The following is a 23,544-nucleotide window of genomic DNA, read 5'->3' as shown; positions in this document are numbered from 1 at the left end:
GTTCGGCCGGTGGGCGGCCCGTCGGCTTCGATCCAGGGCGCTACCAGCAGCGCAACACCGTCGAGCGCTGTTTTCAGAAGATCAAGACCTGGCGTGGTCTGGCTACCCGCTACGACAAGGCTCCGGAGAGCTACGAGGCCGGACTCCACCTCCGAGGCTCGATCATGTGGTTGAAGCTCCTCACCTCAGCCACATGATCCGAACTCCGAACAGCTCCTAGTGCTGTCGGCGTCGTCGCGGGCCAACCGCTTCTGGTGGGACGGCAACGCGGACGAGTACCAGGTGGAGCACGGAGACTTCCTTCGCGACTCCGGCTTCATCTGGTGTCCCGAGGGGGTCGACGAGGCCGAGGCGCACCTGCTCGGCGAGGTCGCGGGCAAGGACGTGCTGGAGATCGGCTGCGGCGCGGCCCAGTGCGCGCGATGGCTGTCGGGGCAGGGCGCGAGAGTGGCGGCCTTCGACATCTCCCACCGCCAGCTGCGCCACTCCCAGCGCCTCGACCTCGACACGGGGCTGCGCGTTCCCGTCGTGCAGGCCGACGCCGAGAGCCTGCCCTTCGCCCCTGCCAGCTTCGACCTGGCGTGCTCGGCCTTCGGCGCGCTGCCGTTCGTGGCCGAGCCGCTGCGGGTCCTCCTCGAGGTCCGCAGGGTGCTGCGGCCCGGTGGGCTGTTCGTGTTCTCGGTGAGCCATCCGATCAGGTGGGCCTTTCCCGACGACCCGGGCGAGCGGGGGCTCACCTCCGACCGGTCCTACTTCGACCGCACGCCGTACGAGGAGAGGGACGACGAGGGCACGCCCACCTACGTCGAGCACCACCGCACGATGGGCGACTGGATCTCCCTGGTGGTCGCCTCAGGGCTGACCGTCAGAGGCCTGCTGGAGCCCGAGTGGCCGCGCGGCCACGACCGGGTGTGGGGCGGATGGAGCCCCCTCAGAGGCCGGCACCTGCCCGGCACGGCCATCTTCACCTGTAGCGCTTAGCCATGGCGTGGAAGACCTCCTTGGGCTCGCCTCCCGGCATCCTGACGACGCCGTAGGAGGCCAGGTCGTCCTCCCCCTCGTGGCTGTACCCAGCGAAGGTGAACCAGAAGGCGCTGTCGACGCCCTCGGCCTCGAAGACGTCCATGAGCTCGGTGAAATAGCGGGCCTGCTCGCCCTCGTCGCGCACCGCGCCGGCGGGAGGGCGCCAGGCCATGCCGCCGAGCTGCCCCGCCCCCGTGTAGGCGCAGGTGCCGAACTCCGTGACGGCGACCGGCTTGCCGTGCTCGAAGTGGCCGCGGATCTCCTCGGCGAAGCCGCCCGCGTTGTAGGCGGCCCGGTAGGCGTCCACGCCGACCAGGTCGAAGGGGGTCCAGTCGATGAACTCCCACGGGCCCGAGGCGTAGGTGACACGCCCGCCGAAGCGCGGCCTGACCGCAGCCTCCACGGTGTCGGCGAGGAAGAGGCTCAGGCGCTCGAGAACGGGTCCGAGCCTGCCCCACCACTCGATGTCCGCCATGGCCATGGCCTCCATGCGCTCCATGTAGGTTTCGCCCGCCATGAAACCCCTGCCGAAGGCGCTGGTCTCGCATCCCGTGACGAACACCACCTCGGCGCCCGACCTGCGCACCGCTTCGGCCCTGTCGGCGCAGTCGGCGTAGAGCCCGGTCATCTCCTCGGGCGTCAGGTCCACGGGGAAGGGCGCGAACCACACCTCGAGGCCGGCCGCGGCCGCCTGCTCGGCGGCCACCGACAGCCGCTCGGGCACCACCCCCGACACCCGTACGGCGGTGCAGCGCAGCTCCTTGGCGATCACCTTCATCTCCCTGGCCACGTCGGCGGGGTCGAAGGTCTTCCTGGAGAGGTCGGGCAGGAAGCCCGTGTCGTAGTTGATGCCCCTGGCGCGCACGTCAGTGTCCCCTCATTCCGTTCTCGAGCAGGTCGAAGGCGCGTTTCACCGCGTCGTCCGTGAGGCGTCCCTCGAAGAACAGCTCCTGCAGCGCCGTCACGGTGGACATGAGCTGCGCCGCCATGAGGCGGGCGGTGATCTCGTCCCGCTCGGCGGCCAGCACGGCCGCCAGCTCCGCCCGCTGTCCCGCCTGGACCGCCTGCAACCCCACCAGCAGCGCGGGGCTGCCGGAGATGATCCTGACCAGGGTCGCCACCTCGGGGGCGTCGGCCCTGACCATCAGGGCGCAGTGGTCGCGCACCGCGTCGACGACCGACCGGCCGTCCTGGCGGGCGGCGACGATCCCCGCGAAGTCCTCCTTGACACCGTCGAGTACCAGCGACTCCTTGGAGGGGAAGTACTTGAACAGCGTCACCTTCGCCACCTCGGCCGCCTCGGCGATCTCGTTGACCGTGACGTCGTCGAAGCCCCGCTCGGCGAACAACCGCATCGCCACCTGCTCGATGCGGCAGCGCGTCTGTTCCTTCTTGCGCTCGCGCAAACCAGTCATACGCAAAACCATACCTGGTTCATAGGTGAACCGGGTACATAATTAAGGGTGCCTGCCCTACATGCGCACGACCATGGTGTTCGACACCCTGTCGTGCACGCCGCGCTGGTCGCGGTCGAAGATCACCGCGGGGACGGCCAGGCACAGCAGGATGGTGCGCACCAGCACGGGAAGCCACCTGGGCCGCCCGCCGTCCATCGCCGCGACCCTGATGCCCATCAGCCGGTGGCCGAAGGTCTGGCCGAGGAAGCCGACCAGCAGCAGGTACTGCACCGCGAAGATCGTCACCGGCACCCACGGCGACTCGGCGGGGTTGATCCGAAGCAGCGCCTGGGCGATGGCCCACGTGCAGATCAGCCAGTCGATGACCAGGGCGCCGAACCTGCGCCCGAACCTGGCCATCGAGCCGCTGTCCTCCTCGGGCACGCCCAGCCGCTCTCCCGGGTACCCGAGATCGACCCCCGCCGACCTCACCCCTCCCAGCCAGGTCTGGGTCCACCGGGGCTGCTCCTGCTTGCCGCTCATACCCCAACGGTATCCGCCCGGGGTGCCGGTCCGTATCATGCCTCGACACCCCCCGAAAGGCACGAGCCATCCATGTCCCCCGACGATCTCGACGACCGCTTCAACGCGCTCGTCTCCCAGGTGGAACCCGAGCGACCACGCCCGAGGACCATCGCGGCTTCCTTAAGGAGCGCGCCCGCACGTCTACCGTGAGGACGGCGAGCTGGTCGTCTGGGTCTACAACTGGAACACCGGCGGGGTGACCCCCGCCAGGTGCGACGTCGACGACTCCTTCGTCCATCCCTTCTATCCCGACTCGCCGCGCGACAAGGTGGCCGAGCGGGCCACCGAGCACGCCGGCGACCCCTACGACCTCGCTCCTGAGCACAACGAGGAGTGCACGATCTCCTCCGAGACGTGACGGGCTTAACACATGCGAAACAATCGGGACACGGGCCGGAAACGGCCGACCCCTACGGTCGGCCTGATAGCCCATGCCCCTGGGAGGTTCGAGAGTGTTTAACTCCGCCGACGACGTCCTGAAGTTCATTAGGGACGAAGGGGTGCAGTTCGTCGATGTCAGGTTCACCGACCTGCCGGGGACGACGCACCACTTCACCTTCCCGGTCGAGAACTTCGGCGCGAACGTCTTCTCCGACGGCCTCATGTTCGACGGCTCGTCGATCCGCGGTTTCCAGGCCATCCACGAGTCGGACATGCTCCTGCTGCCCGACCCCTCCAGCGCCGTGCTCGACCCGTTCCGCCAGCACAAGACGCTCAACATCAACTTCTTCGTGCACGACCCGCTGACCGGCGAGGCCTACAGCCGCGACCCGCGCAACGTCGCCCGCAAGGCGGAGGAGTACCTCAAGGGCACCGGCATCGCCGACACGGTCTACTTCGGCCCCGAGGCCGAATTCTACATCTTCGACGACGTGCGCTTCGAGACCAACCAGCACTCGAGCTACTACTACGTCGACTCCATCGAGGGCGCCTGGAACACCGGCAAGGCGGCCGAGGGCGGCAACCTGGGCTACAAGCCGCGCTACAAGGGCGGCTACTTCCCTGTCCCGCCGATGGACCACTTCACCGATCTACGCTCGGAGATGGTCCGCAACCTCATCGAGAGCGGCATCGAGGTCGAGATGCAGCACCACGAGGTCGGCACCGCGGGCCAGGCGGAGATCGACTTCAAGTTCGGCACGCTGCTCAAGACGGCCGACAACCTCATGCTCTACAAGTACGTCATCAAGAGCACGGCCCTCGAGTACGGTCACACGGTCACCTTCATGCCGAAGCCGATCTTCGGTGACAACGGCTCCGGCATGCACTGCCACCAGTCGCTGTGGAAGGACGGCTCGCCGCTCTTCTACGACGAGGTCGGCTACGCGGGCCTGTCCGACACCGCCCGCTACTACATCGGCGGCCTGCTGAAGCACGCGCCCTCGCTGCTGGCCTTCACCAACCCGACGGTGAACTCCTACCACCGCCTGGTGCCGGGGTACGAGGCGCCCGTCAACCTGGTCTACTCCCAGCGCAACCGCTCGGCCTGCGTGCGCATCCCGATCACCGGGTCCAACCCGAAGGCCAAGCGCATCGAGTTCAGGGTGCCCGACCCCTCCTGCAACCCGTACTTCGCCTTCGCGGCGATGCTGATGGCGGGCATCGACGGCATCCGCAACAAGATCGAGCCGCCGGAGCCTGTCGACAAGGACCTGTACGAGCTGCCTCCGGAGGAGGCCCGTCTCGTCCCGCAGGTGCCCGGCTCGCTGTCGGAGGTCCTCGACGCGCTCGAGGCCGACCACGACTACCTGCTCGAGGGCGGCGTGTTCACGCCCGACCTGATCGAGACGTGGATCGACTACAAGCGCACCAACGAGGTCGACCCGATCCGCCTGCGCCCGCACCCGCACGAGTTCGAGATGTACTACGACGTGTGAGCACGTCATGTGAGTGAGGCCGTCGGCCGTGCCCGCCCCGGGCGCGGCCGACGGCCTTTTCAGCTGCGGTCGGGACCTGAGGGGAAACCCGGCACCGCCCTGCCGCTCATGCCATGGAGATCGAAAGCTTTCTTCCAGAGACGCGTGTGGGCTCCGACCAGCCGATACGGCACGCATCCGCGCTGCCCTGCGACCAGGAGCCATCCGTCTCGTACAAGATCAACATCGTTCGGGGCCCAAGACGCATTCCTGTTGGGTGTCCGTCAACAGGAGTCGATGCGCTGAACTGCGGAAACGGAAGCTCATTCAGCCCTGCCGCCGAAATCCGTACCGGTCCTCCCCGGATGCCGACGTGGCCAGGCGGGCTCGCACCTGGTCGATCAGGGGATCCAGGTGCCGGCCCGCGGCCTGCGCTGCCTGCTCGCCATCACCGCCGGCGATGGCGGCGAGCAGTTCCTCATGCTCGCGCGTGCCGACGTCGGACAGTCGGGGGTCCGCGGTGGCCTGGCTCATCCCGGCTGCGACCACAGAGGAGATAGCCCGGTACAGGTCGATGAGCAACTTGTTGTGGGAAGCGTCCACCAGGGCGAGGTGGAAGTCGATCGCCCGCGCGACGCGGTCCTGGATGGTGCCCTCGTCGGGACCGCCGGCCAGGTCCGCCAGCCGTACCAGATCGTCCGGCGTGTGCCGTTCGGCGGCCTGCCGGGCCGCCTCCACCTCCAGCCCGCGCCGTACGGTCGCCACCTCCAGCAGGTCCGACAGCTCCAGCCGGCGCAACAGCACGCCCTCGGTCTCGCCCCTGGCGCGCACGTAGGTCCCGTCGCCGTGCCGTACCTCCAGCATGCCCGCGTGCGCCAGCGCGCGGACCGCCTCGCGCATCGTGTTGCGGGCCACGCCGAGCAGCTCGATCAGTTGCGGCTCGGCAGGGATGCGCTCCCCCACCGGCCACTCACCGGAGACGATCGCCTCGCGTAGCTGCTGAATAGCCTGGTCGACGAGCGAGTTACGGGTGACCGTGCGCACGGGGATCTCCAGAGGTCCAATGATTGGACGTCCATGCTAGCTTGCTGTGCCATGGAATACCGCAAGCTCGGCGCCAGCGGCCTTTCGGTCAGCGCGCTCACCTATGGCAACTGGCTCACCCACTCCGCCGACGCCGCCGAGAACGCACGCCAGTGCGTGGCCGAGGCCCTTGACGCCGGCATCACCAGCTTCGACACCGCGGACGTGTACGGCCGCCCCGACTACGGCGCCGCGGAGCGAGTGCTCGGCCAAGCCCTGTCTGGTGTGCGCCGCGCGTCGATCGAGATCTTCACCAAGGTCTGCCTGCCGACCGGCACCGGCCCCAACGACAAGGGCCTCTCGCGCAAGCACATCACCGACAGTTGTCACGCCTCCCTGCGCAACCTCGGCACGGACTACATCGACCTCTACCAGGCGCACCGCTTCGACGAGGAGACGCCGCTGGAGGAAACCATGACCGCTTTCGCGGATCTGGTACGGCAGGGCAAGGTGCTCTACCTCGGCGTTTCCGAATGGCGAGCCGACCAGATCGAGGCCGCCGCCGCCCTCGCCAAGGAGCTGAGGGTGCCGCTGATCTCCAACCAGGCGCAGTACTCCCTGTTGTGGCGGGTCATCGAGCCGGAGATCGTGCCCACGAGCTCCCGGCTTGGCCTGGGCCAGATCGCCTTCTCCCCTCTGGCGCAGGGCACTCTGACCGGCAAGTACCGGCCCGAGCAGCAGCCACCCGCCGAGAGCCGGGCCACCAGCTCCCTCGGCTCCACCTTCGTCGGCCGCTACCTCGGCGGGCCGGTGTTGTCGGCCGTGCAACGCCTGCGCCCGATCGCCGACGAGCTCGGCCTCACGCTCGCCCAGCTCGCCGTCGCGTGGGTCTTGCAGAACCCGGCGGTCTCCAGCGCCATCATCGGGGCCTCCCGTCCCGGGCAGATCCGCGAGAACGCCGTCGCCGCCGGCCACACGCTCGACGCGGAGACGATGGCCAGGATCGACGCCGTCTTGATCGACGACATGTATGGAGACCTCGCCGAACGCGACCCCGCCAAGGTCGCGGCTCCGTTCGACGTGATGCCGGCCTGGAAGTCCTGACGGCGGGATGGTGGCCGTCGCTCTTGGCGGCCACCAGCTCATCGGCCGCCGGTCAAGGATCCTGTCGGACGCCGGGCACGACCATGGCGCCGCCTGTGACACCGTCCCGGAAACGCGTGGCATGCCAGCGTGCTGGCACGCCGATCTCGAGGGGGTGGCTGGGCGAAGACGTCGATGGATGCGATCCCGGAAATGGAAACCCGTAGATGGGCTGACCAGCGTGAACCGGTGCCGTGCTCGTCCGCCTGGCCGTCGAGCTGCCCGCTTCAGGCACCGGGCCGCCTGGGAGCGGGCAAATGAGGACGAGCTCGCCTGAGGGCTGGTCCGGCTTGTACGCCCTTGCGACCGATGAGATTCTTGCGGACGCCGGTCTGTCGAGGTGACGACCCGATGCGAAGGGGACGGCGATGACCAACGACCCAGCACTGCAGGCCCTTGCCAGGCTCGTCGGCACGTGGAAGATCACCGGAGGGCACGAGGGAACCGTGACCTACCGCTGGCTGAACGACTTCTTCCTCCAGCAGGATGTCCACCTTGGCGGCGCGCACGGCATCGAGATCATCGGCAGGGAACGAAAGCTGATGGCCGAGCCCAGCGCCGACATCAAGTCTCGCTATTACGGCGACGATGGCAGCACCCTCGACTACACCTATGAGATAGAGGGTGACACCCTCACCATCTGGGCGGGCGAGCGGGGCTCTCCCGCCTACTATCAGGGCGTCTTCAGTCCGGACAGCCACAGCCTCACCGGAGCGTGGGTCTACCCGGGCGGGGGCGGCTACGACTCCAACGCCGAACGCGTCGAATAGGCCGCCCGCCCGTCGCTCACGCATTGATCATCCGGAGGCCGTCGCCACACGCCAGGACGTATCAGGCCGCTCTCGTAGGCCAGGATGACCAACTGGACCCTGTCGCGCACGTTCAGCTTGGCGATGGCCCTGGTGATGTGGGTCTTGGCAGTGAGCGGGCTGATGACGAGGCGCTCGGCGATCTCGTCGTTGGAGAGGCCGAGCGCCACGAGCTTGACCGTCTCCAGTTCCCGGGCGGTGAGAGAAGGCTTCGAACGCCTCGGGATCTCGCATCGTCCGCCGGAGATCCACCGATGAAGTGTCTGCCATCCACTACGCCTTCCAGTTGCTCGAGCCTTCCCCCTTCTTGGTGAGTAGCGGGCAGGACATTACATCTCGGTCTGGAGCCCCCTACAGCGGCGACAGCGAGCCGCCTCGCTGAAGATCATCTGACTTCGAGACGGGTGGGGTCGGTCTCCGGATCTGCCCTTCCCTCGCGGACGCCCTTGCAGCGCTCGGTCCGTTCGTTACCTTCTGGCGTCCGCGCCCGTCATAGGAGCGACGGCCGTGTACGCCCACGGTCGTCGGACCAACAACGAGATGGGAGATCAGGGTGCTGACGAACCTTATGTATGTGACGGTCCACGTCACCGATCAGGACCGCGCGCTGAAGTTCTACACCGAAGGGCTCGGCCTGGAGAAGCGCGTCGACTACCCGGGGCCGGAAGGACGCTTCCTCACCGTGGGCGTCGCCGGCAGTCCGGTCCAGATCCTCCTCTGGTCGCATGCGCAGGCCGAGGGACAGCCGGTCGAGAAGCGGCCGGACGCCGCCGCCGGTGCGCTCATCCTCGAGTCGGACGACCTGAGGAAGGACTTCGAGGTGTTTCGCCGGCGCGGCGTGACATTCGACCAGCCCGAACCGGAGGACTACCCGTTCGGCGTTCGCATCGAGGCGGTGGATCCGGACGGCAACCGGATCTCGCTCCGCCAGCAGCGCCGCCGAAACCGTGCCGATGGCTGACCGGCCGTAGACCATGCGACGATCCAGGCCGTCACGACCCGTGAGCAAGCAGATCCGAGGAACCCACAGGATGACTGACACCAGCCGGACGGGCCTGCTGGCCGAAGCGTTCGAGGCCCAGCGCGACCGGCTGAGCGCGGTCGCCTACCGCGTGCTCGGATCGCACGCCGACGCCGAGGACGTGGTCCAGGAGGCCTGGATGCGGCTCGCCCGCCAGGACGCGACGACCATCGAGAACCTGACGGGCTGGCTGACCACGGTGGTCGGCCGGATCAGCCTGGATGTCCTGCGGTCCCGTCAGGTCCGCCCCGAGGCGTCCTACGGAGACGGGTTGTCCGAGCTCGTGATAACGGTCGACGACAGCGCTGAGCCCGAGGAAGTCGTGGCGCTCGCCGACTCGGTGGGGCTCGCGCTGCTCGTCGTCCTGGACGCGCTCGGGCCCAGCGAGCGGCTGACGTTCGTGCTGCACGACCTGTTCGGGGTGCCGTTCGCCGAGATCGGCCAGATCCTCGGCAAGTCCGCCGACGCCACCAAGATGATCGCCAGCCGCGCCCGAAGGAAGGTACGGGCAACCGAGCGGCCGGCGATGGTCGGACCGGAACAACGACAGGTCATCAACGCCTTCCGCGCGGCCACGAGGGGCGGCGACTTCGAGGCGCTGCTGCGCGTGCTCGACCCGGACGTGAGACTGACGGTAGACACTCCGAACGGGGTGGTCGTCACCCTCGGCGCCACCGCGGTCGCCGCCGGTGCGCGGATGGTCTCCGGCGCTGTCGCACGACATCGAGCGGTGCTCGTCAACGGCCTTCCCGGGTACGTCTCGTGGCGCGAGGACGGAACCCCGCTCTCGATCATCTCGTTCACGGTCGCCGACGGCCGGATCGCCGCCATCGCGATCGTGGCTGATCCCGCCAAGCTCGCATCGATGCACCTGCCAGACCCTGTGTGAGACACGCTCACCGCTTCCAGCTGAATCGCTGTATCAAATCCGACGGGGCTCGGCGGCCATGGCGTGCATCGCCGCCAAGCCTCGCCGGCGTCTCCGTCAGCGCGCGGGGCAGGCCTCGCCGTACTTCACCGTGCGCAGGAGCACGGGGCCGCCCGTGAGCGGCTGACCGGCGGCGGGGGTCTGGGTGCAGACCCGCCAGGCCGTGTCCCAGAAGACGAGGCGGTTCTGCCCGGTGGCGTCGGTGATCCTGATGGTCGTACGGCCCGGCAGCGACTGCCGGGCGACCCGGACGCTCTTGCCCGAGAGCGCGGGCATGAAGCCCGGCCTGACCGGCGCCTCCACACGCGTGGGGCAGTTCTCCCCCACCTTCACCACCGAGAGCTCGACCTGTGTCTGCCTCCGCGTGTCCGTTCGCACCGCTCCCGCGCCAGGCTGCTGACGGCAGACCTTCCAGTCACGCCGCACGACCACGATGCGCCCCCGCCCGCTGACGTCGGTGGACTTGATGCGCTCGTAGCCCGCGTCCTTGAGCGCCTGCACCGCCATCACCAAGCCCTGGCCCGCGACGTCGGGCACCGGCGCCACGACGGTCGAGGCCAGTACGATCCCGGCGATCATCCACATGTGGACTCCTCCCACTGAAACCATGGGGGGAGTGAGGTGATCTTACTTGGTGGAGCGCAGGCCGGTGATGCGGCGCAGGACGTCCCACCAGAAGGGCGCGCCGAACAGCAGCGCCAGGTAGGTGACCAGGAAGCCTGGCCAGTGGCTGAGGGTGATGAGGCGCTCCCACCAGACGCCGCCGTTCCACGACAGGGACGGATCGCCCTCCTCGGGGATCACGACGCTGACGATCGCGTGGTCGAAGACCTTGACCAGCGCGGGCGAGCTCAGCGTCTCGGTCACGCAGCGGTACGGGTTGCCCGGCGTGGCGCACTCCTCGCGCAGCGGTTCGAGCCGCTCGCTGTCGCCTGCCGCGATCGCCGAGACGGCCGAGCGGTAGGCGTTGTCACGCAGCAGCGTCTTGGCGTACTCGAGGCCGTCCATGCTGAACAGCAGCACGACGACGAAGCCGAGGATCGCCACGACCCACTTGACGTAGCGCCTGTAGAGCATGGACAGGCGCTGCATCTCGGCGTCGAACCAGCTCTCGACGCCCTGCCTGAAGCGGTTGAGGTCGCGCTGCGAGCCCTCCCACAGGCCCTGCAGGTGACCGTGCAGCGGGCTGCCGACCGCCTGAAGCTTGGCCAGCAGCCCCTCGACGCCGTCCTTCTCCGCGGAGGCCATCTCCATCATCGCCACCGAGAACCGCTCGGGCGGGATGTCGGAGATGCTGGTCCTGCCCCGCCTGGCGTAGTCGATCTCGCGGACCCGCTGGTAGAACAGGCCGGTCAGGGCGCCTTCGTGCTCGGGCACGGGGGCGACCTCGGAGGGAGAGGGCTGCTCGTTGTGCGCGGGGCGCGGATCCTCGGAGAAGGGCAGCTTGGCGAAGACGTCGGAGACCGTGCTGGGCAGCCACGAACGGCCCGAGGGCGCCGCGCCGTCCATGGTGTCGCGAAGGTAGGCCCACAGGAACTTGCTGCGGATCGACAGCAGCCTGACGAAGCCCTCGTTGAGCCCGCTGACCAGCAGCGACAGCAGCAGGAACGACGTCACCAGGCCGAGCGCCAGGTCCACGTAAACAGACAGCAAACCGATCACCCCGCGCTCTTGATACACCTCCGCGCGTGGCCCCGCAATCAATCCCCGTAGAAGACTCTCTCCACGACCTTGCGGGCGCGGCGGGTCACCCTGCGGTAGTCGTCGACGAAGTCCTCCGAGCCGTCGGGCGGATAGCCGAGCGTCCCTGCGATCAGCCGCCGCTCGTTGACGTCGGTGGGCACCATGTCGCCCGCCCTGCCCTTCACGAGCATGATCGCGTCGCGGATGCGGGAGGCGAAACGCCAGCTGTCGGCCAGCACCCGCGCCTCGTCCGCTTCGAGCAGTTCCTCGTGCACGGCCGCGCGCAGCGCCTCGAGGGTCCTGGTGGTGCGCAGCGAGCTCAACGAGCCCGCGTGCTGGAGCTGCAGCAGCTGGGCCACCCACTCGACGTCGGACAGCCCGCCCCTGCCGAGCTTGGTGTGCAGGGCGGGATCGGCGCCGCGCGGCAGCCGTTCGGCCTCCATGCGCGCCTTCAGCCTGCGGATCTCCCTCACCGACTCGAGGGGCAGCCCGCCCGGCGGGTAGCGCAGCTCGTCGACCACGGAGACGAACGCCTCGCCGAGTTCGGCGTCACCGGCGCTGAAGCGGGCGCGCAGCAGCGCCTGCGACTCCCACGGCGACGACCACCTGCCGTAGTAGGCCCGGTAGGAGGCCAGCGTGCGCACCAGCGGCCCCTGCCTGCCCTCGGGCCGCAGGTCGGGGTCGATCAGCAGCGGCGGGTCGGGCGCGGGCAGCGCCAGCAGCCGCCTGAGCTCGTTGGCCACGGCGAAGGCGCTCTCCATGCGGTCGCAGACGAACATCACGTCGGCGTCGCTGGCGTAGGAGCACTCCATGCCGCCGAGCCTGCCCATCGCGATGACCGCGAACCTGCCAGGCGACTCGCCCCTGCTCTCCAGCCGCACCTTGGCGATCGCCGCGTCGAGCGCCGCCTGGATCGTCACGTCGTTCAGCTCCGACAGCGCCACCCCGACCTGCTCGATGTCGGTCAGGCCCGACAGGTCGGCGACGGCCGTACGGAACAGCTCCCTGCGCCGCAGCGCCCTGACGGAGGCGACGGCGGTCTCGGCGTCGTCGTGCCTGGAGACGGCGGCGGCCGCCTCGGCCCTCAGCGCCGCGAACGGCCTGGCCGCCAGGTCGGCGTCGGAGCCGAGCATGGCGACGGCCTCGGGCGCGCGGGTGAGCAGGTCGGTGGCGTAGCGGCTGGTGCCGAGGACGCGCGCCATCCTGGCGGCGACGGCGGTCTCGTCACGCAGCAGCCGCAGGTACCAGGGCGTCGTGCCGAGCTGGTCGCTGACCTGGCGGAAGCCCAGCAGCCCCGCGTCGGGATCGGGGGTGTCGGCGAACCAGCCGAGCATGACCGGCAGCAGCGTGCGCTGGATGGCCGCGCGCCTGGACACGCCCGTGGTGAGCGCGGCGATGTGGCGCAGCGCGCCCGAGGGGTCGCCGAAGCCGAGCGCCTTCAGCCGGGCGGTGGCCGCGGCGGTGGACAGGCGTGTCTCGGAGTCGGGCAGCCTCGCCACGGCCTGCAGCAGCGGCCGGTAGAAGAGCTTCTCGTGCAGCCGCCGCGCCTCCCTGGCGTGCTTCTTCCACTGCCTGACGAACTCCGCCTCGGGATCGGGGCCGAGCCTCAGCCCTCTGCCGAGCCTGCGCAGGTCGCCGGGGGCCGAGGGCACGATGTGCGTACGGCGCAGCCTGTGCAGCTGCAGCAGGTGCTCGACCTGGCGCAGGAAGGTGTAGGCCTCGGCCAGGCCCCTGGCGTCCTCTCTGCCGACGTAGCCGCCTCTGGACAGCGCGGCGAGGGCGGGAAGCGTGGCCCTGCGGCGCAGCAGCGGGTCGAGCCTTCCGTGCACGAGCTGGAGCAGCTGGACGGCGAACTCGATGTCGCGCAGCCCCCCTGGGCCGAGCTTGAGCTGCCGCTCGCCGTCCTCGCGCACGTGCGCCTCGACGCGGCGGCGCATCGCCTGGACGTCCTCCACGAAGTTGTCGCGGGAGGCTGCGTGCCAGACCAGCTCGTCGACGGCCGAGACGTAGGCCGCGCCCAGCTCGGCGTCGCCCGCGACCGGTCTGGCCTTGAGCAGCGCCTGGAACTCCCAGGTCTTGGCCCAGCGCCGGTAGTAGGCCAGGTGGCTGGTGAGGGTGCGGACCAGGGGGCCCGCCCTGCCCTCAGGGCGCAGCCCCGCGTCGACCTCCCACAGCTCGGCGCAGGCGCGCATCATGCCCTGCGCCAGACGGGTGGCCACGCGCAGCGCCTTGGTCTCGTCCGCGCCCTCGGCGGGCTCGGCGACGAAGATCACGTCGACGTCGCTGATGTAGTTGAGCTCGCGCGCGCCGCACTTGCCCATGCCGATCACGGCCAGCCGTACCGTCGAGAGCTCTTCGGCCGCGAGCCCGCCAGGGCCGGTCTCGGCCCTCGCGACCGCGAGGCCGGCCTCCAGCGCGGCGCCCGCCAGGTCGGACAGCTCCGCGGTGACCTCGGTGAAGGAGGCGGCGCCGGTGATGTCACGGGCGGCCAGGCGCAGCAGCCGTTCGCGGTAGGCGCTCTTGAGCTCGCGTCGTGGAGAGGCCACGCTCGCCCGTGGCTGGCCGTCGGCGGGCTCGGCCCCGACCGCGCGCAGGAGGGCGGCCCTCATCTCGCCCTCGCCGGGGCGCAGGACGGCCTGCTCGCCCGCCAGGGAGCGCCAGTGGCCCTCATGGGTGACCAGGTGTTCGCCGAGCGCGGCGCTCACCCCGAGGACGCCGAGCAACCGTGAGCGCAGCCCCTCGTCGGAGCGGAGCGCGTCGAGCAGGCCGGACTCCCGCTCGGCCACCCGGGTCAGCGACAGCAGGGCGAGGTCGGGATCGGCGACGGCGGCGAAGTCGTCGAGCAGCCATTCGGCGCCGGCCTCCTGGACCAGGCGCTCGGCACGGGCCGGATCGGCGAAGCCGAGCTTGGCCAGGCGGGCGGCGGTGGACTCGATCCTGGGCACGCCCCCATCCTCTCAGGTCGGCGTATAGTGAGAAATACAACGCAACGTTGCGTTGTATTCAGAAGGGAGAGATCATGGCTGCCTGGGGTTTGCTGGCCGCGTGGACACTGCACGACGCCGAGGAGCTGGCCACGATGGCGAGCTGGGCGCGTGAGCACAGGGCGGAGCTCACCGAACGCTTTCCCTGGATCCCCGAGGGCGTATGGGAGCTCGACCAGCGGCACGTGACCGTCGCCATCGGCCTCATGGGCGCGCTGGTGGCCTCCGCCGCCGCGAGCGGCCCGAAGAGCGCGCTCTACCGGGCGGCGGTGGCCTCCTTCGGCGTGCACGGGGTGATCCACCTGGCCCAGGCCACGGCCATGCGCGGCTACACGCCGGGCGCCGTCACCGCGCCGCTCGTGGTGATCCCCTACTCGGTGTGGGCCTGGCGGAGGCTGGAGGACAGGCGGCTGCCCGCGTGGAGCTGGCTGCTGCTCCCCCTCGCGCTGGGCGGCGTCCATGCCGCCGCCCACGTGCTCACGAAGCCGCGTGACCGCCACTTCTGACCGCCTGGTCCACGACCTGCCTGCCGAACGCCTCGGCCATCGGCCTCCACGCCTCGACCAGGTCCTCCTCGGCCCGCTTCACCTCGACGACGAGCCCCTCGTCCGCGCCCCAGCCGGCGAAGATCTCGGGCGTGGCCTCGGGGTGGAACTGCACGGCCCACGCCCGCTCGCCGAGGCGGTAGGCCTGGTTGGGGTACTGCTCGCCGGCGGCCAGCCGTACGGCGCCCTCGGGCAGGGCGGTCATGGCGTCCTGGTGGTACTGCACGGCCGGCGCCCTGCCGAGCGCGCCGAACAGCGGGTCGGCCGCCGCCTCGGGCAGCGCCACGACCTCGCGGGCGCCGACCTCGAGCCCTTCGCCGCCGCGCTCCACCGCGCCACCGCAGGCCAGGGTCATGAGCTGGGCGCCCAGGCAGATCCCGAGTGTGGGCGTGCCGTTCGCGACGCTGGTCCGCAGCAGGTCGCGGGTGGCGGGCAGCCAGGGATAGCCCTCGTCGTCCCATGCCGAGGCCTCGCCGCCCAGGACGATCAGCCCGTCGGGCGCGTGCGCGGGCACGCTCTCACCCAGGTACGGCCTGACGACCTCGCAGGGCACGCCGAGCCAGCCCTCGAAGAAGCCCAGACCGGCTCCGGCCTCGTGCTCGATCACGGTGATGCGCATAAGCGCAATTATCCGGCCTCAAGGCCGATGCCCGGATCTGCCGCCGGACTAGGGTGTGCCCATGAAGCTCGACGACGTCGACGGCCTGCGCATCGCCACCTTCGGATCCGGCCCGAGGCGGATCGTCGCGGTGCACGGCATCACCGCCTCGCTCATGGCGTGGAACGCGGTCGCGCGACGGCTCCCGCAGGGGTGGTCGCTGGTGGCGATGGACCTCAGGGGGCGCGGCCACAGTCGCGACCTGCCTGGCCCCTACGGCCTGGCCAGACACGCCGAGGACGTGCTGCGCGTGGCCGAGCACGTCGGGGCGGGCTCCGACTCGGTGCTGGCAGGCCATTCGATGGGCGCGTACGTCGCCGTGCTCGCCGGCGCGCGACGGCGCTTCGGGAAGGTGGTGCTGGTGGACGGCGGGCTGCCGCTCCCCCCACTGGCGCCGGGCGCCGACGTGGACGCGGAGATCGAGGCGACTCTCGGCCCCGCGATCGCCAGACTGAGCCAGACCTTCGCCACGGCCGACGACTACGTCGCCTTCTTCCAGGCGCATCCGGCCTTCGCGGGGAACTGGACCCCCGAGGCGGAGGAGTACGTCAGGTACGACCTGTTCGGGCCCCCGGGGGCGCTGCGGTCACGGGCCGTGGGCGAGGCCGTCCGCGAGGACGGCAGGTGGATGCGGCTCAACGGCGAGCCGATCGGCGCCGCGCTCGCCGCCGTCGAGGCGCCCACCGAACTGCTGAGGGCCCCTCGCGGGCTGCTCGACCAGAGCGTCGGCATGCTGCCCGACGAACTGGCCAAGGCGTGGACCTCCAGGGTCGCGCTGCTTCGCGACGAGGTGGTGCCCGACTGCAACCACTACACGATCATGTTCGACGATCGGTGCGCGTCGCTGGTGGCGGGCCGTCTCACGAGCTAGAGACGGCCCGCGCCGCCTAACGCGGAGCGATCCAGGTCGCCTTGGCCGCGGCCACCATCGTCCCGTCGACCTCGTAGATGGCGCTTTCGCCGAAGAGCTTGCGGCCCTCACGCCCGGTGGCCTTGGCCACGACGGAGTACGTGCCGCCGGGGTAGACGCGGCGGTTGACCTGGAGGGTCAGGCGGCCGAGGAGAGCGGACTCCCCGGGCTGGAAGTGCGCCCATCCGGTGACGCAGTCGAGCACCGCGCCGACGACGGAGGCGGGCACGACGCCGTCGGCGTCGGCCACCGTGAACGGCACGCGCCAGCCCGCGGCGACGACGTCGGCGCCCTCGACGGGGCCGGGGAAGACACGCAGGCCGTCACCCGGCTCGCGCAGGCCGCACGCGAAGCACTCGGGGAAGGCGTGGCCCCGCCAGCCGGGGAAGCCGGCCTCGGCACGGGCGGCCTCGTTGAACGGCACGAAGCCTGGGCCGCTCAGGTGCTCGGCGACGGGGATGGCCTCGACCAGCAGCGTGCCCTCGTGGGAGAGGGTCGCCGAGTTGGCGACGTGCTCGAGCCTGAGCTCGGTCTCCAGCGGGGTGGGAGCATGGAGGGTGACCTCGACGGCCGATTCGAGACCGTTCAGCGCGTCGGCCACGGTGCCGGAGATCCAGCCGCCGTTGGCCATCCCCTCAGGTCCGCGGAAGCGCCGGGGAACGGTCAGCACGGTCTGCAGGGCAGCCGTCGTCATGCCACACCCTCCTATATGTCCGGAAATATCGTTTCAAGCGGGCCGATTTTAGCTGAGCGCCGCTTTGTCAAGCGAACCAGGGGCGGTCATGACCGGCCAACATCCTCGCGCCCGCAGGGCTTCCCGCGCGCGACAGTGATCCTTGTCACTCTTCCTCGCGGCGCGCGTCAGGTTGACCGCACATCACCTGATGTTCGGACATGTCCTCTAGGATGCTGACTTCCTGACACGGATGTGATGTGGGGGTCAGAAGTGACTGTGCTGAGCCGTCGGAACCTGCTGAAGGCGGGCGCCGCCGCCGTACCCGCGCTGACGCTGGGTCTGCAGCCGGGCAGGGCCGAGGCCGACCTGCTGCCCAGCGGGACCGTGCCGGCGCAGCTGGCCGCCTTCGACAAGACCCTGCAGAAGTACATGACCGAGCGGAACATCACCTGCGGTCAGCTGGCGGTGGCCAGGAAGGGCAAGCTGCTGGCCGCCCGCGGCTACGGGACCTACCGGCCGAACTCCACCAACCCGATGGTCCGCCTCGCCCGCGTGCAGCCGACCTCGCTGTTCCGCATCGCCAGCCTGAGCAAGAGCATCACCTCCGCGGCGATCCTGCGCCTGGCCCAGGACGGCAAGGTCAGCCTCACCTCCCCCGTCACGACACTCCTCGGCCTGTCGGCCGCCGCCGACCCGCGCCTGGAGAAGGTCACGCTCTGGCGGCTGATGCAGCACACGGGCGGCTGGGACAGGAACGTCAGCAAGGACCCGCTCTGGCTCGACGCGACGATCTCCGCCTCCCTCGACACCCCGCTGCCGATCAGCCACGCCGACATCGTCAGGTACGTCACCGCCAAGCCGCTCGACTTCGACCCCGGCAGCAAGATGGCCTACAGCAACTACGGGTACATGCTGCTGGGCCGGATCATCGAGAAGGTCTCAGGGCAGAGCTACGAGTCGTACGTCCAGTCCAAGCTGCTGGCGCCGCTGGGGATCTCGAGGATGAGCCTCGGCGAGAGCCTGCGCTCGGAGATGTCGCCGAGCGAGGTCGGCTACAGCTCCGCGTACACCAACAAGAGCGTGGTGGACGACTCGGGCAAGGTCGTGCCGTACCCCTACGGCGGGTTCAACATGCCCAACCAGGACGCCAACGGCGGCTGGGTGGCCTCCGCCGTGGACATGGTCAAGTGGGGCAGCGTCTTCGACGCGGCGGGGCCCGTGCTCAACGCCACCTCCCTGTCCCGCGCCTTCGCCAAGCCGGAGATCGGCGTCAGCGGCGACGGCTGGTGGTACGGCTGCGGCTGGTACGTGCGCACGTGGGGCAGCGGGCTCAACACCTGGCACACGGGCTCGATGCCCGGCACCTTCACGCTGCTGGTGAGGAACGCCGCGGGGGTGAGCTGGTGCGTGCAGTTCAACCGGCGCGAGGAGTCGGGCTCCCCCGACTTCGACGTGATCGACAGGTTGATGTGGCAGGCCCACGACACGGTGACGTCCTGGCCGACCACCGACCTCTACCCGAAGTACCTCTGACCCCCGCCGGCCGCCGGGCTCACCGCTCGGCGACCGGTTTCCCACCCAGCCCGCCGCCGGACGGCATCTGCTGGGCTGGCTCCGCCTCCGTACAGCCAGCGTCTGGCCCGCCGTGATCGGGCACGCCGCGATCAACGGCACGATGCCCGCGTTCCACCTCGTGGTCTCGGACGCCCGCCATCCCGCCGACCCTGTCCTCGGCGGCCTGTTCGGCGTGGTCGGCTGGGTGGTGGTCGGCGGCATCGCCTTGCTGCTGACGACGAGACGGTGGGCAGAGCCCGCATGAGGTGCCGGTTGTCCCACACGTGGCGTAGGGGCGGCCCGCGATGACCTGCCGCCCGGTGCCGATCCCGTGAAGCGGGGACGCGGCGGACATGGCCCGCTGCAGCCGATCGGGTTACCTTGTCGATGTGTCGGCCGGCGAACGCCCCCTGTCCGCTGAGGAACGCGCCGTGATCATGGCGCTCCTCGCGCAGGACTTCCCCGGAGCGGGAGGGCTTCGCGCGCAGGTCCCTTTCGCGACCGTGACGGGAGGCTGCGGCTGTGGATGCGCGACGGTGGACCTTCGTGTGAGGAAGGACCCTCATGCGCTCGCCGCTCCCGTACAGGACGGCATGCTGATCTCCGCCACCGTACGTGGGCGGAATGACGGCGTCCTCCTCTTCACCAAGGACGGCCGCCTTTCCTGCCTGGAGGTCTACTCCGCTGAAGACGACCCTGCCTCGCTCCCCCGGCCCGAAGACCTCTTCGTCGACCGATCGGATCCAGGACCCTGAGACTCCATGGCCGGCATGTGGTCCTTCCGAAAGGATCATCGCCATGACAGACACCGATGATCTGCTCCGACAGGTCCTGGCGAAGGCGGCTGCGACCGAGGAACGGCTGCCTCCCCCGGCGACAGCGGAGGAGGTGGCACGAGCGGAGCGCCTCCTGGGGTTCGGGCTCCCTTCTGTGCTCGTACGGCTCTACCGGGAAGTGGCCAACGGGGGCTTCGGCCCCGACTACCAGCTCTTCCCCCTCATGGGAGCGGGGCGTACCGCCGTGACCGTCTACCACGAGGAACGCCGGTTGACGGAGTCGGGTGGTGAGCCCCACTGGCCGGCGGAGGTCCTGCCGATCCTGGACTGGGGCTGCGGCATGTACGCCGCTGTGGACTGCAGGAGCCCCGAGGGCACCGTCCTGGTCTTCGAACCCAACGGGATCGAGGGCGACTGGCACCGCGCCTGGTACGTCGACTCAGGGAGCCTGACCGGCTGGCTGGAGCGCTGGCTGGCGGGAACAGGCTGGTACGAGGAAGACGCCGACGAGGCCGGCGAGATGCGACCGTGGAAGACGGCTCGGCAGCGGCTGTCCGAGGGTGAGTGACCGGGCCAGGTCCGTCAGCGTTCGGCGCATGTCTGGATCATCGGGACAGCGGAGCACCGCGACTCGGTAAGTCACGGCGACCGCTGACAGAGCCCCGGTCAGTACAGGTGATCGACGGATCCGACGATGGGGGGAACCGCGTGGTGGGCAGGCGACAGGTGGACGGAGGTGGCCCGTTCCGCCAGCCGGCAGTTCGGCGTACCCGTAGTCGACCAGGACGGTCCCTCCGGAGGCCGCCCAGGCTCCGATGCCCCAACTGCCGGAGACATCCCCTGGAGTCGCCCCGAGCCGACGCAGAGCCTCCTCGGCGGACAGGCCCCGCACGAAAGTGGCGCTGAATCCGTCACTCTCCTCCGCACACGCCTCGACGAACCACGCGTAATCCTCCGCAGGCGCACTCGGCTCCGTGGCGAGGTGGTGGATCGAGCCCACCCGGTCGTGTGCCATCACCAACTCCTCCCCCACGAAATCGACGTGCGCCCGTTCATGATGGTGATGGCGGCCGCCGGCCAACCCTCGGAGGAGGCCGGCCAAGCCGTTCAGATCATGCGCCCGGTCGCGTACGAGCCCGCGGCGCGGAAGACCGTGTGCAGCCCGCTGTCGAAGTACGGGGAGACTCCCGTGTCGTAGCGGCCGTCGCCGTCGGTGTCGGTGACGCCGGTCGTGATGCCGTTGAGGTAGCCGAGGCGGTGGTCGTCGCTGTAGCTCCTCAGCCAGGAGGAGCCGAGGGAGCCTTCGCCGGTGAACGGGGAGTCGACACCGATGGGCTGGTCGGCGGGAGGCGAGGCGAGCCTCATGGCGAAGGTCTGCCCGGTGGACCGTTCGAGGGTCTCGCCGGTGTAGGGCCGGGTTCCGTCGGGGTGGGGGCCGGCGGGGTAGCCGAAGACGTCGACGGCCGGGGTGTTCGTCTGGTTGAAGGCGAGGCCCTGCCCGCCGACGATGTCGACCAGTCTTCCGGTGGTGGTCAGCGCTCCCGACGAGGACAGGACGACGCCGGCGTAGACGTTCACGAAGGCGAAGTCGCGGTCGTGGTCCCTGTACTGGGTGAAGTCGTAATGAACGAACGTCTGCTTCCCGACGTACAGGCCGGATGGGGTGGTGCCCTGGGAGTAGCCGGGAACGAAGGCCAACTTGTCAACCGTGGCAGGGGCGCCCTCCATGTCGTACACGCAGTGCGCGGCCGTGGCTACGAGGTTGCGGAAGTTCGACTGGACGGCGATGCCCGAACACCAGTGAGGCTGACCGTCGGCGCCGACGAAGAACACCTTGCCCGAGGTCTGGGGCAGTTCGCCCTCCGCCTCCGGAGGCACCGGCGCGACCAGGCCGGGCTTGCCGGGCGGGACGACGTCGCTGGATGTACGTTCCCCGTGGACCTCCGTCTGCGGGGCGTAGGGCGTGGCGCTCCTGAGGTTGGCGCCTCCGTCGGCCAGCCAGAACGTCGCGACCTGCTGAGCGTTCGCCGTGCTGAAGGTCAGCGGGGCCGACACCACGTCCGCGGCCTGAGCGGGCGCGGCGACGGCGGTGGCGCCCACCAGCCCTAAGCCGATCGCCAGCGTGAGCAGCCTGCGTCTCATCATCGATCTTCCCCGTCCGCCGATATGAAGCCGGTCTGATCGACCAGCAAGCAAGATCGTAATCCTTGCGGGACGCCGCGGGAAGAGTGAATTCGAACTGATGTTCAGAAGCGAGCGATGCGGCCATCCTCTTGGACGGCACCGTGCCGTGAGGGCCTGAGGCGCTGCGCCATCGAAGGAGCACGGATGCCACAAGCTCCGCCACGTCGCAGCGTCGGCCTGGCCCGCCGCCGGTGTCGATAGAGAGACCGTGGCCGAACACCTCGGGCTCGGTGACCTGGCTTTCACGCTACGAACCCGCACACCTCGTGCCCGGTGCGACCGAGCACGCAAAGCGGGCCCATGGACATCTCTGGATGCGCCCTGAACATGATCAGAATCGAAACACGCCCTGCTGTTGAGCGACCCTCAAGCATGCGGGACCGCTCGACGGCAGAGCGTCTTTCCTGGTCAGAGGACCGGCAGGTAGCGGCCGAGTTCGAATTCGGTGACGTGGCGGCGGTATTCGCGCCACTCCGTGCGCTTGTTGCGCAGGAAGTAGTCGAAGACGTGCTCGCCCAGTGTCTCGGCGACCAGTTCGCTGCGCTCCATCACGGCGATGGCCTCGTCGAGGGAGCCGGGCAGCGGCTGGATGCCGAGGGCTCGCCGTTCGGCGCTGGTCAGGGCCCAGACGTTGTCCTCGGCGGGGGCGGGCAGCTCGTAGCCCTCCTCGATGCCCTTGAGCCCCGCGGCCAGCACCAGCGCGAAGGCCAGGTAGGGGTTGCAGGCCGAGTCGAGCGAGCGGAACTCGATGCGGGTGGAGCCGCCCTTGTGCGGCTTGTACATCGGCACGCGCACCAGGGCCGAGCGGTTGTTGTGGCCCCAGCAGATGTAGGAGGGCGCCTCGCCGCCCTGCCCCGCGATGGCCTCGGCCCCGCCCCAGAGCCGCTTGTAGGAGTTGACCCACTGGTTGGTGACGGCGGTGATCTCGGCGGCGTGCCTGAGCAGCCCCGCGATGAACGAGCGGCCGATCTTGGACAGCTGGTAGTCGGCGCCCGCCTCGTAGAAGGCGTTGCGGTCGCCCTCGAACAGCGACATGTGGGTGTGCATGCCGGAGCCAGGGTGCTCGGTGAACGGCTTGGGCATGAAGGAGGCCCAGATGCCCTGCTCCAGCGCGACCTCCTTCATGACCAGGCGGAAGGTCATGATGTTGTCGGCGGTGGTGAGGGCGTCGGCGTAGCGCAGGTCGATCTCCTGCTGGCCCGGCGCGCCCTCGTGGTGGCTGAACTCCACCGAGATGCCCATCGACTCGAGCATCATGATCGCCTGGCGGCGGAAGTCGTGGCCCGCGCTGTGCGGGGTGTGGTCGAAGTAGCCGCCGGAGTCGATCGGCTCGGGCCTCTCCCCGCCCGCCTCGGGCCGGTTCTTCAGCAGGAAGAACTCGATCTCGGGGTGGGTGTAGAAGGTGAAGCCCATGTCGGCGCACTTGGCCAGGGCCCGCTTGAGCACCCAGCGCGGGTCGGCGTGGGAGGGCGAGCCGTCCGGCATCAGGATGTCGCAGAAGATGCGGGCCGCGCCGGGCACCTCGCTGCGCCAGGGCAGGATCTGGAAGGTGGCGGGGTCGGGCTTGGCGAGCATGTCGCTCTCGTAGACGCGCGCGAAGCCCTCGATCGCCGAGCCGTCGAAGCCGATGCCCTCGGCGAAGGCGCCTTCGAGCTCGGCGGGCGCGATGGCGACGGACTTGAGGAAGCCGAGCACGTCAGTGAACCACAGCCGGATGAACCGGATGTCGCGCTCCTCGAGTGTGCGGAGAACGAACTCCTGCTGACGGTCCAAGGCATCCCCTTGACTG

At 69.6% G+C, this 23,544-nt stretch carries 24 protein-coding genes and 3 pseudogenes; 14 read left to right on the top strand and 13 right to left on the bottom strand.

Features of this window, described 5'->3' with window-relative positions; genetic code table 11:
- Positions 1 to 197 (top strand): annotated as a pseudogene (locus tag ABFX50_RS08945) (IS5-like element ISMt1 family transposase); the annotation flags it as partial.
- Between the two features lie 22 nt (positions 198 to 219).
- A complete protein-coding gene (locus tag ABFX50_RS08940) occupies positions 220 to 981 on the top strand; it encodes a class I SAM-dependent methyltransferase (RefSeq protein ID WP_346144896.1) in 762 nt (253 codons plus the stop codon).
- Here ABFX50_RS08940 and ABFX50_RS08935 read toward each other — a convergent pair.
- From ABFX50_RS08935 to ABFX50_RS08925, 3 genes are read right to left on the bottom strand one after another with little or no spacing between them, the layout of a single operon-like run.
- A complete protein-coding gene (locus tag ABFX50_RS08935) occupies positions 965 to 1,888 on the bottom strand; it encodes a glycoside hydrolase family 113 protein (RefSeq protein ID WP_346144894.1) in 924 nt (307 codons plus the stop codon). The two genes, ABFX50_RS08940 and ABFX50_RS08935, sit on opposite strands and share 17 nt — an antisense overlap.
- A 1-nt stretch (position 1,889) precedes the next feature.
- Entirely contained in the window at positions 1,890 to 2,438 is a 549-nt protein-coding gene (locus ABFX50_RS08930; protein ID WP_346144892.1) for a TetR family transcriptional regulator, read from the bottom strand.
- 57 nt (positions 2,439 to 2,495) lie between these two features.
- The gene (locus ABFX50_RS08925) at positions 2,496 to 2,963 is read right to left on the bottom strand and encodes an RDD family protein (protein ID WP_346144890.1); all 468 of its coding nucleotides are present in this window, start codon (positions 2,961 to 2,963) and stop codon (positions 2,496 to 2,498) included.
- A 238-nt stretch (positions 2,964 to 3,201) separates the two neighbouring features.
- Between ABFX50_RS08925 and ABFX50_RS08920 the strand changes: the two genes are divergently transcribed.
- Together ABFX50_RS08920 and glnA are read left to right on the top strand one after the other, a co-directional pair.
- The gene (locus tag ABFX50_RS08920) at positions 3,202 to 3,363 is read left to right on the top strand and encodes a hypothetical protein (protein ID WP_346144889.1); all 162 of its coding nucleotides are present in this window, start codon (positions 3,202 to 3,204) and stop codon (positions 3,361 to 3,363) included.
- Positions 3,364 to 3,457: 94 nt separating this feature from the next.
- Positions 3,458 to 4,882, top strand: a complete 1,425-nt coding sequence (gene glnA / locus ABFX50_RS08915) for a type I glutamate--ammonia ligase (RefSeq protein WP_183658658.1) — start codon at positions 3,458 to 3,460, stop codon at positions 4,880 to 4,882.
- A 306-nt stretch (positions 4,883 to 5,188) separates the two neighbouring features.
- Here glnA and ABFX50_RS08910 read toward each other — a convergent pair whose 3' ends face one another.
- The gene (locus tag ABFX50_RS08910) at positions 5,189 to 5,905 is read right to left on the bottom strand and encodes a FadR/GntR family transcriptional regulator (protein WP_346144888.1); all 717 of its coding nucleotides are present in this window, start codon (positions 5,903 to 5,905) and stop codon (positions 5,189 to 5,191) included.
- A gap of 51 nt (positions 5,906 to 5,956) precedes the next feature.
- On the opposite strand from ABFX50_RS08910, the gene ABFX50_RS08905 reads away from it, so the two are divergent.
- On the top strand, positions 5,957 to 6,988 hold the full coding sequence (locus ABFX50_RS08905; protein ID WP_183658654.1) for an aldo/keto reductase family protein: 1,032 nt from the start codon (positions 5,957 to 5,959) through the stop codon (positions 6,986 to 6,988).
- Positions 6,989 to 7,395: 407 nt separating this feature from the next.
- Entirely contained in the window at positions 7,396 to 7,797 is a 402-nt protein-coding gene (locus ABFX50_RS08900; RefSeq protein ID WP_346144885.1) for a hypothetical protein, read from the top strand.
- A gap of 50 nt (positions 7,798 to 7,847) precedes the next feature.
- On the opposite strand, the pseudogene ABFX50_RS08895 reads toward ABFX50_RS08900, so the two are convergent.
- Positions 7,848 to 8,039: pseudogene (locus tag ABFX50_RS08895) on the bottom strand (response regulator transcription factor); the annotation flags it as partial.
- Positions 8,040 to 8,389: 350 nt separating this feature from the next.
- On the opposite strand from ABFX50_RS08895, the gene ABFX50_RS08890 reads away from it, so the two are divergent.
- On the top strand, positions 8,390 to 8,797 hold the full coding sequence (locus ABFX50_RS08890) for a VOC family protein (RefSeq protein WP_183658644.1): 408 nt from the start codon (positions 8,390 to 8,392) through the stop codon (positions 8,795 to 8,797).
- A gap of 70 nt (positions 8,798 to 8,867) precedes the next feature.
- Positions 8,868 to 9,746 (top strand): sigma-70 family RNA polymerase sigma factor, encoded by an 879-nt coding sequence (locus ABFX50_RS08885; protein WP_346144883.1) that lies wholly within the window; start codon positions 8,868 to 8,870, stop codon positions 9,744 to 9,746.
- Positions 9,747 to 9,842: 96 nt separating this feature from the next.
- Here the strand turns inward: ABFX50_RS08885 and ABFX50_RS08880 are convergent, their stop codons facing one another.
- The 3 genes from ABFX50_RS08880 to ABFX50_RS08870 are packed head-to-tail and all read right to left on the bottom strand — an operon-like array spanning position 9,843 to position 14,413.
- Entirely contained in the window at positions 9,843 to 10,370 is a 528-nt protein-coding gene (locus ABFX50_RS08880) for a hypothetical protein (RefSeq protein WP_346144882.1), read from the bottom strand.
- A 42-nt stretch (positions 10,371 to 10,412) separates the two neighbouring features.
- Positions 10,413 to 11,447, bottom strand: coding sequence for a hypothetical protein (locus tag ABFX50_RS08875; RefSeq protein WP_346144880.1), 1,035 nt, complete (start codon positions 11,445 to 11,447; stop codon positions 10,413 to 10,415).
- 38 nt (positions 11,448 to 11,485) lie between these two features.
- Positions 11,486 to 14,413, bottom strand: a complete 2,928-nt coding sequence (locus ABFX50_RS08870; protein WP_346144878.1) for a bifunctional [glutamine synthetase] adenylyltransferase/[glutamine synthetase]-adenylyl-L-tyrosine phosphorylase — start codon at positions 14,411 to 14,413, stop codon at positions 11,486 to 11,488.
- A gap of 74 nt (positions 14,414 to 14,487) precedes the next feature.
- On the opposite strand from ABFX50_RS08870, the gene ABFX50_RS08865 reads away from it, so the two are divergent.
- Complete coding sequence (locus ABFX50_RS08865; RefSeq protein ID WP_346144877.1) at positions 14,488 to 14,958, top strand: HXXEE domain-containing protein; 471 nt, start codon at positions 14,488 to 14,490, stop codon at positions 14,956 to 14,958.
- Here the strand turns inward: ABFX50_RS08865 and ABFX50_RS08860 are convergent.
- Positions 14,930 to 15,616 carry a type 1 glutamine amidotransferase gene (locus ABFX50_RS08860; RefSeq protein WP_346144875.1) on the bottom strand — a complete coding sequence of 229 codons (687 nt, stop codon included), beginning with the start codon at positions 15,614 to 15,616 and terminating at the stop codon, positions 14,930 to 14,932. The two genes, ABFX50_RS08865 and ABFX50_RS08860, sit on opposite strands and share 29 nt — an antisense overlap.
- Before the next feature lie 61 nt (positions 15,617 to 15,677).
- Between ABFX50_RS08860 and ABFX50_RS08855 the strand changes: the two genes are divergently transcribed.
- On the top strand, positions 15,678 to 16,526 hold the full coding sequence (locus ABFX50_RS08855) for an alpha/beta hydrolase (protein ID WP_346144874.1): 849 nt from the start codon (positions 15,678 to 15,680) through the stop codon (positions 16,524 to 16,526).
- Positions 16,527 to 16,542: 16 nt separating this feature from the next.
- Here ABFX50_RS08855 and ABFX50_RS08850 read toward each other — a convergent pair whose 3' ends face one another.
- Positions 16,543 to 17,259, bottom strand: coding sequence for a hypothetical protein (locus ABFX50_RS08850; RefSeq protein WP_346144872.1), 717 nt, complete (start codon positions 17,257 to 17,259; stop codon positions 16,543 to 16,545).
- A 258-nt stretch (positions 17,260 to 17,517) separates the two neighbouring features.
- Between ABFX50_RS08850 and ABFX50_RS08845 the strand changes: the two genes are divergently transcribed.
- The 4 genes from ABFX50_RS08845 (at position 17,518) to ABFX50_RS08830 (ending at position 20,139) form a co-directional block, all read left to right on the top strand.
- Positions 17,518 to 18,774: a serine hydrolase domain-containing protein gene (locus ABFX50_RS08845; RefSeq protein ID WP_346144870.1), complete on the top strand. Its 1,257-nt coding sequence runs from the start codon at positions 17,518 to 17,520 to the stop codon at positions 18,772 to 18,774.
- Between the two features lie 112 nt (positions 18,775 to 18,886).
- Positions 18,887 to 19,060 carry a hypothetical protein gene (locus ABFX50_RS08840; RefSeq protein WP_346144868.1) on the top strand — a complete coding sequence of 58 codons (174 nt, stop codon included), beginning with the start codon at positions 18,887 to 18,889 and terminating at the stop codon, positions 19,058 to 19,060.
- 271 nt (positions 19,061 to 19,331) lie between these two features.
- Positions 19,332 to 19,550: a hypothetical protein gene (locus ABFX50_RS08835; RefSeq protein ID WP_346144866.1), complete on the top strand. Its 219-nt coding sequence runs from the start codon at positions 19,332 to 19,334 to the stop codon at positions 19,548 to 19,550.
- A gap of 43 nt (positions 19,551 to 19,593) precedes the next feature.
- The gene (locus ABFX50_RS08830; RefSeq protein WP_346144864.1) at positions 19,594 to 20,139 is read left to right on the top strand and encodes an SMI1/KNR4 family protein; all 546 of its coding nucleotides are present in this window, start codon (positions 19,594 to 19,596) and stop codon (positions 20,137 to 20,139) included.
- Between the two features lie 276 nt (positions 20,140 to 20,415).
- Here ABFX50_RS08830 and ABFX50_RS51290 read toward each other — a convergent pair.
- The 3 genes and pseudogenes from ABFX50_RS51290 to ABFX50_RS08820 all read right to left on the bottom strand — a co-directional run.
- Positions 20,416 to 20,586 (bottom strand): annotated as a pseudogene (locus tag ABFX50_RS51290) (DUF6461 domain-containing protein); the annotation flags it as partial.
- A 92-nt stretch (positions 20,587 to 20,678) separates the two neighbouring features.
- Positions 20,679 to 21,716, bottom strand: a complete 1,038-nt coding sequence (locus ABFX50_RS08825) for a trypsin-like serine peptidase (RefSeq protein WP_346144862.1) — start codon at positions 21,714 to 21,716, stop codon at positions 20,679 to 20,681.
- 447 nt (positions 21,717 to 22,163) lie between these two features.
- Positions 22,164 to 23,528, bottom strand: a complete 1,365-nt coding sequence (locus ABFX50_RS08820; protein WP_346144860.1) for a glutamine synthetase family protein — start codon at positions 23,526 to 23,528, stop codon at positions 22,164 to 22,166.
- Between the last annotated feature and the right edge of the window lie 16 nt (positions 23,529 to 23,544).

The organism is Nonomuraea recticatena (assembly GCF_039533245.1).
GTDB lineage: Bacteria > Actinomycetota > Actinomycetes > Streptosporangiales > Streptosporangiaceae > Nonomuraea > Nonomuraea roseola.
This window is presented reverse-complemented; position numbering and strand designations above follow the sequence as displayed.

What these genes read in the sequence shown, in the direction of transcription:
- ABFX50_RS08925 (WP_346144890.1), bottom strand. Translation starts at nt 2,963, where the DNA reads ATGAGCGGCAAGCAGGAGCAGCCCCGGTGGACCCAGACCTGGCTGGGA.
- ABFX50_RS08860 (WP_346144875.1), bottom strand. Translation starts at nt 15,616, where the DNA reads ATGCGCATCACCGTGATCGAGCACGAGGCCGGAGCCGGTCTGGGCTTC.
- ABFX50_RS08930 (WP_346144892.1), bottom strand. Translation starts at nt 2,438, where the DNA reads ATGACTGGTTTGCGCGAGCGCAAGAAGGAACAGACGCGCTGCCGCATC.
- ABFX50_RS08825 (WP_346144862.1), bottom strand. Translation starts at nt 21,716, where the DNA reads ATGATGAGACGCAGGCTGCTCACGCTGGCGATCGGCTTAGGGCTGGTG.
- ABFX50_RS08855 (WP_346144874.1), top strand. Translation starts at nt 15,678, where the DNA reads ATGAAGCTCGACGACGTCGACGGCCTGCGCATCGCCACCTTCGGATCC.
- ABFX50_RS08880 (WP_346144882.1), bottom strand. Translation starts at nt 10,370, where the DNA reads ATGTGGATGATCGCCGGGATCGTACTGGCCTCGACCGTCGTGGCGCCG.
- ABFX50_RS08830 (WP_346144864.1), top strand. Translation starts at nt 19,594, where the DNA reads ATGACAGACACCGATGATCTGCTCCGACAGGTCCTGGCGAAGGCGGCT.
- ABFX50_RS08900 (WP_346144885.1), top strand. Translation starts at nt 7,396, where the DNA reads ATGACCAACGACCCAGCACTGCAGGCCCTTGCCAGGCTCGTCGGCACG.
- ABFX50_RS08885 (WP_346144883.1), top strand. Translation starts at nt 8,868, where the DNA reads ATGACTGACACCAGCCGGACGGGCCTGCTGGCCGAAGCGTTCGAGGCC.
- ABFX50_RS08865 (WP_346144877.1), top strand. Translation starts at nt 14,488, where the DNA reads ATGGCTGCCTGGGGTTTGCTGGCCGCGTGGACACTGCACGACGCCGAG.
- ABFX50_RS08905 (WP_183658654.1), top strand. Translation starts at nt 5,957, where the DNA reads ATGGAATACCGCAAGCTCGGCGCCAGCGGCCTTTCGGTCAGCGCGCTC.
- ABFX50_RS08850 (WP_346144872.1), bottom strand. Translation starts at nt 17,259, where the DNA reads ATGACGACGGCTGCCCTGCAGACCGTGCTGACCGTTCCCCGGCGCTTC.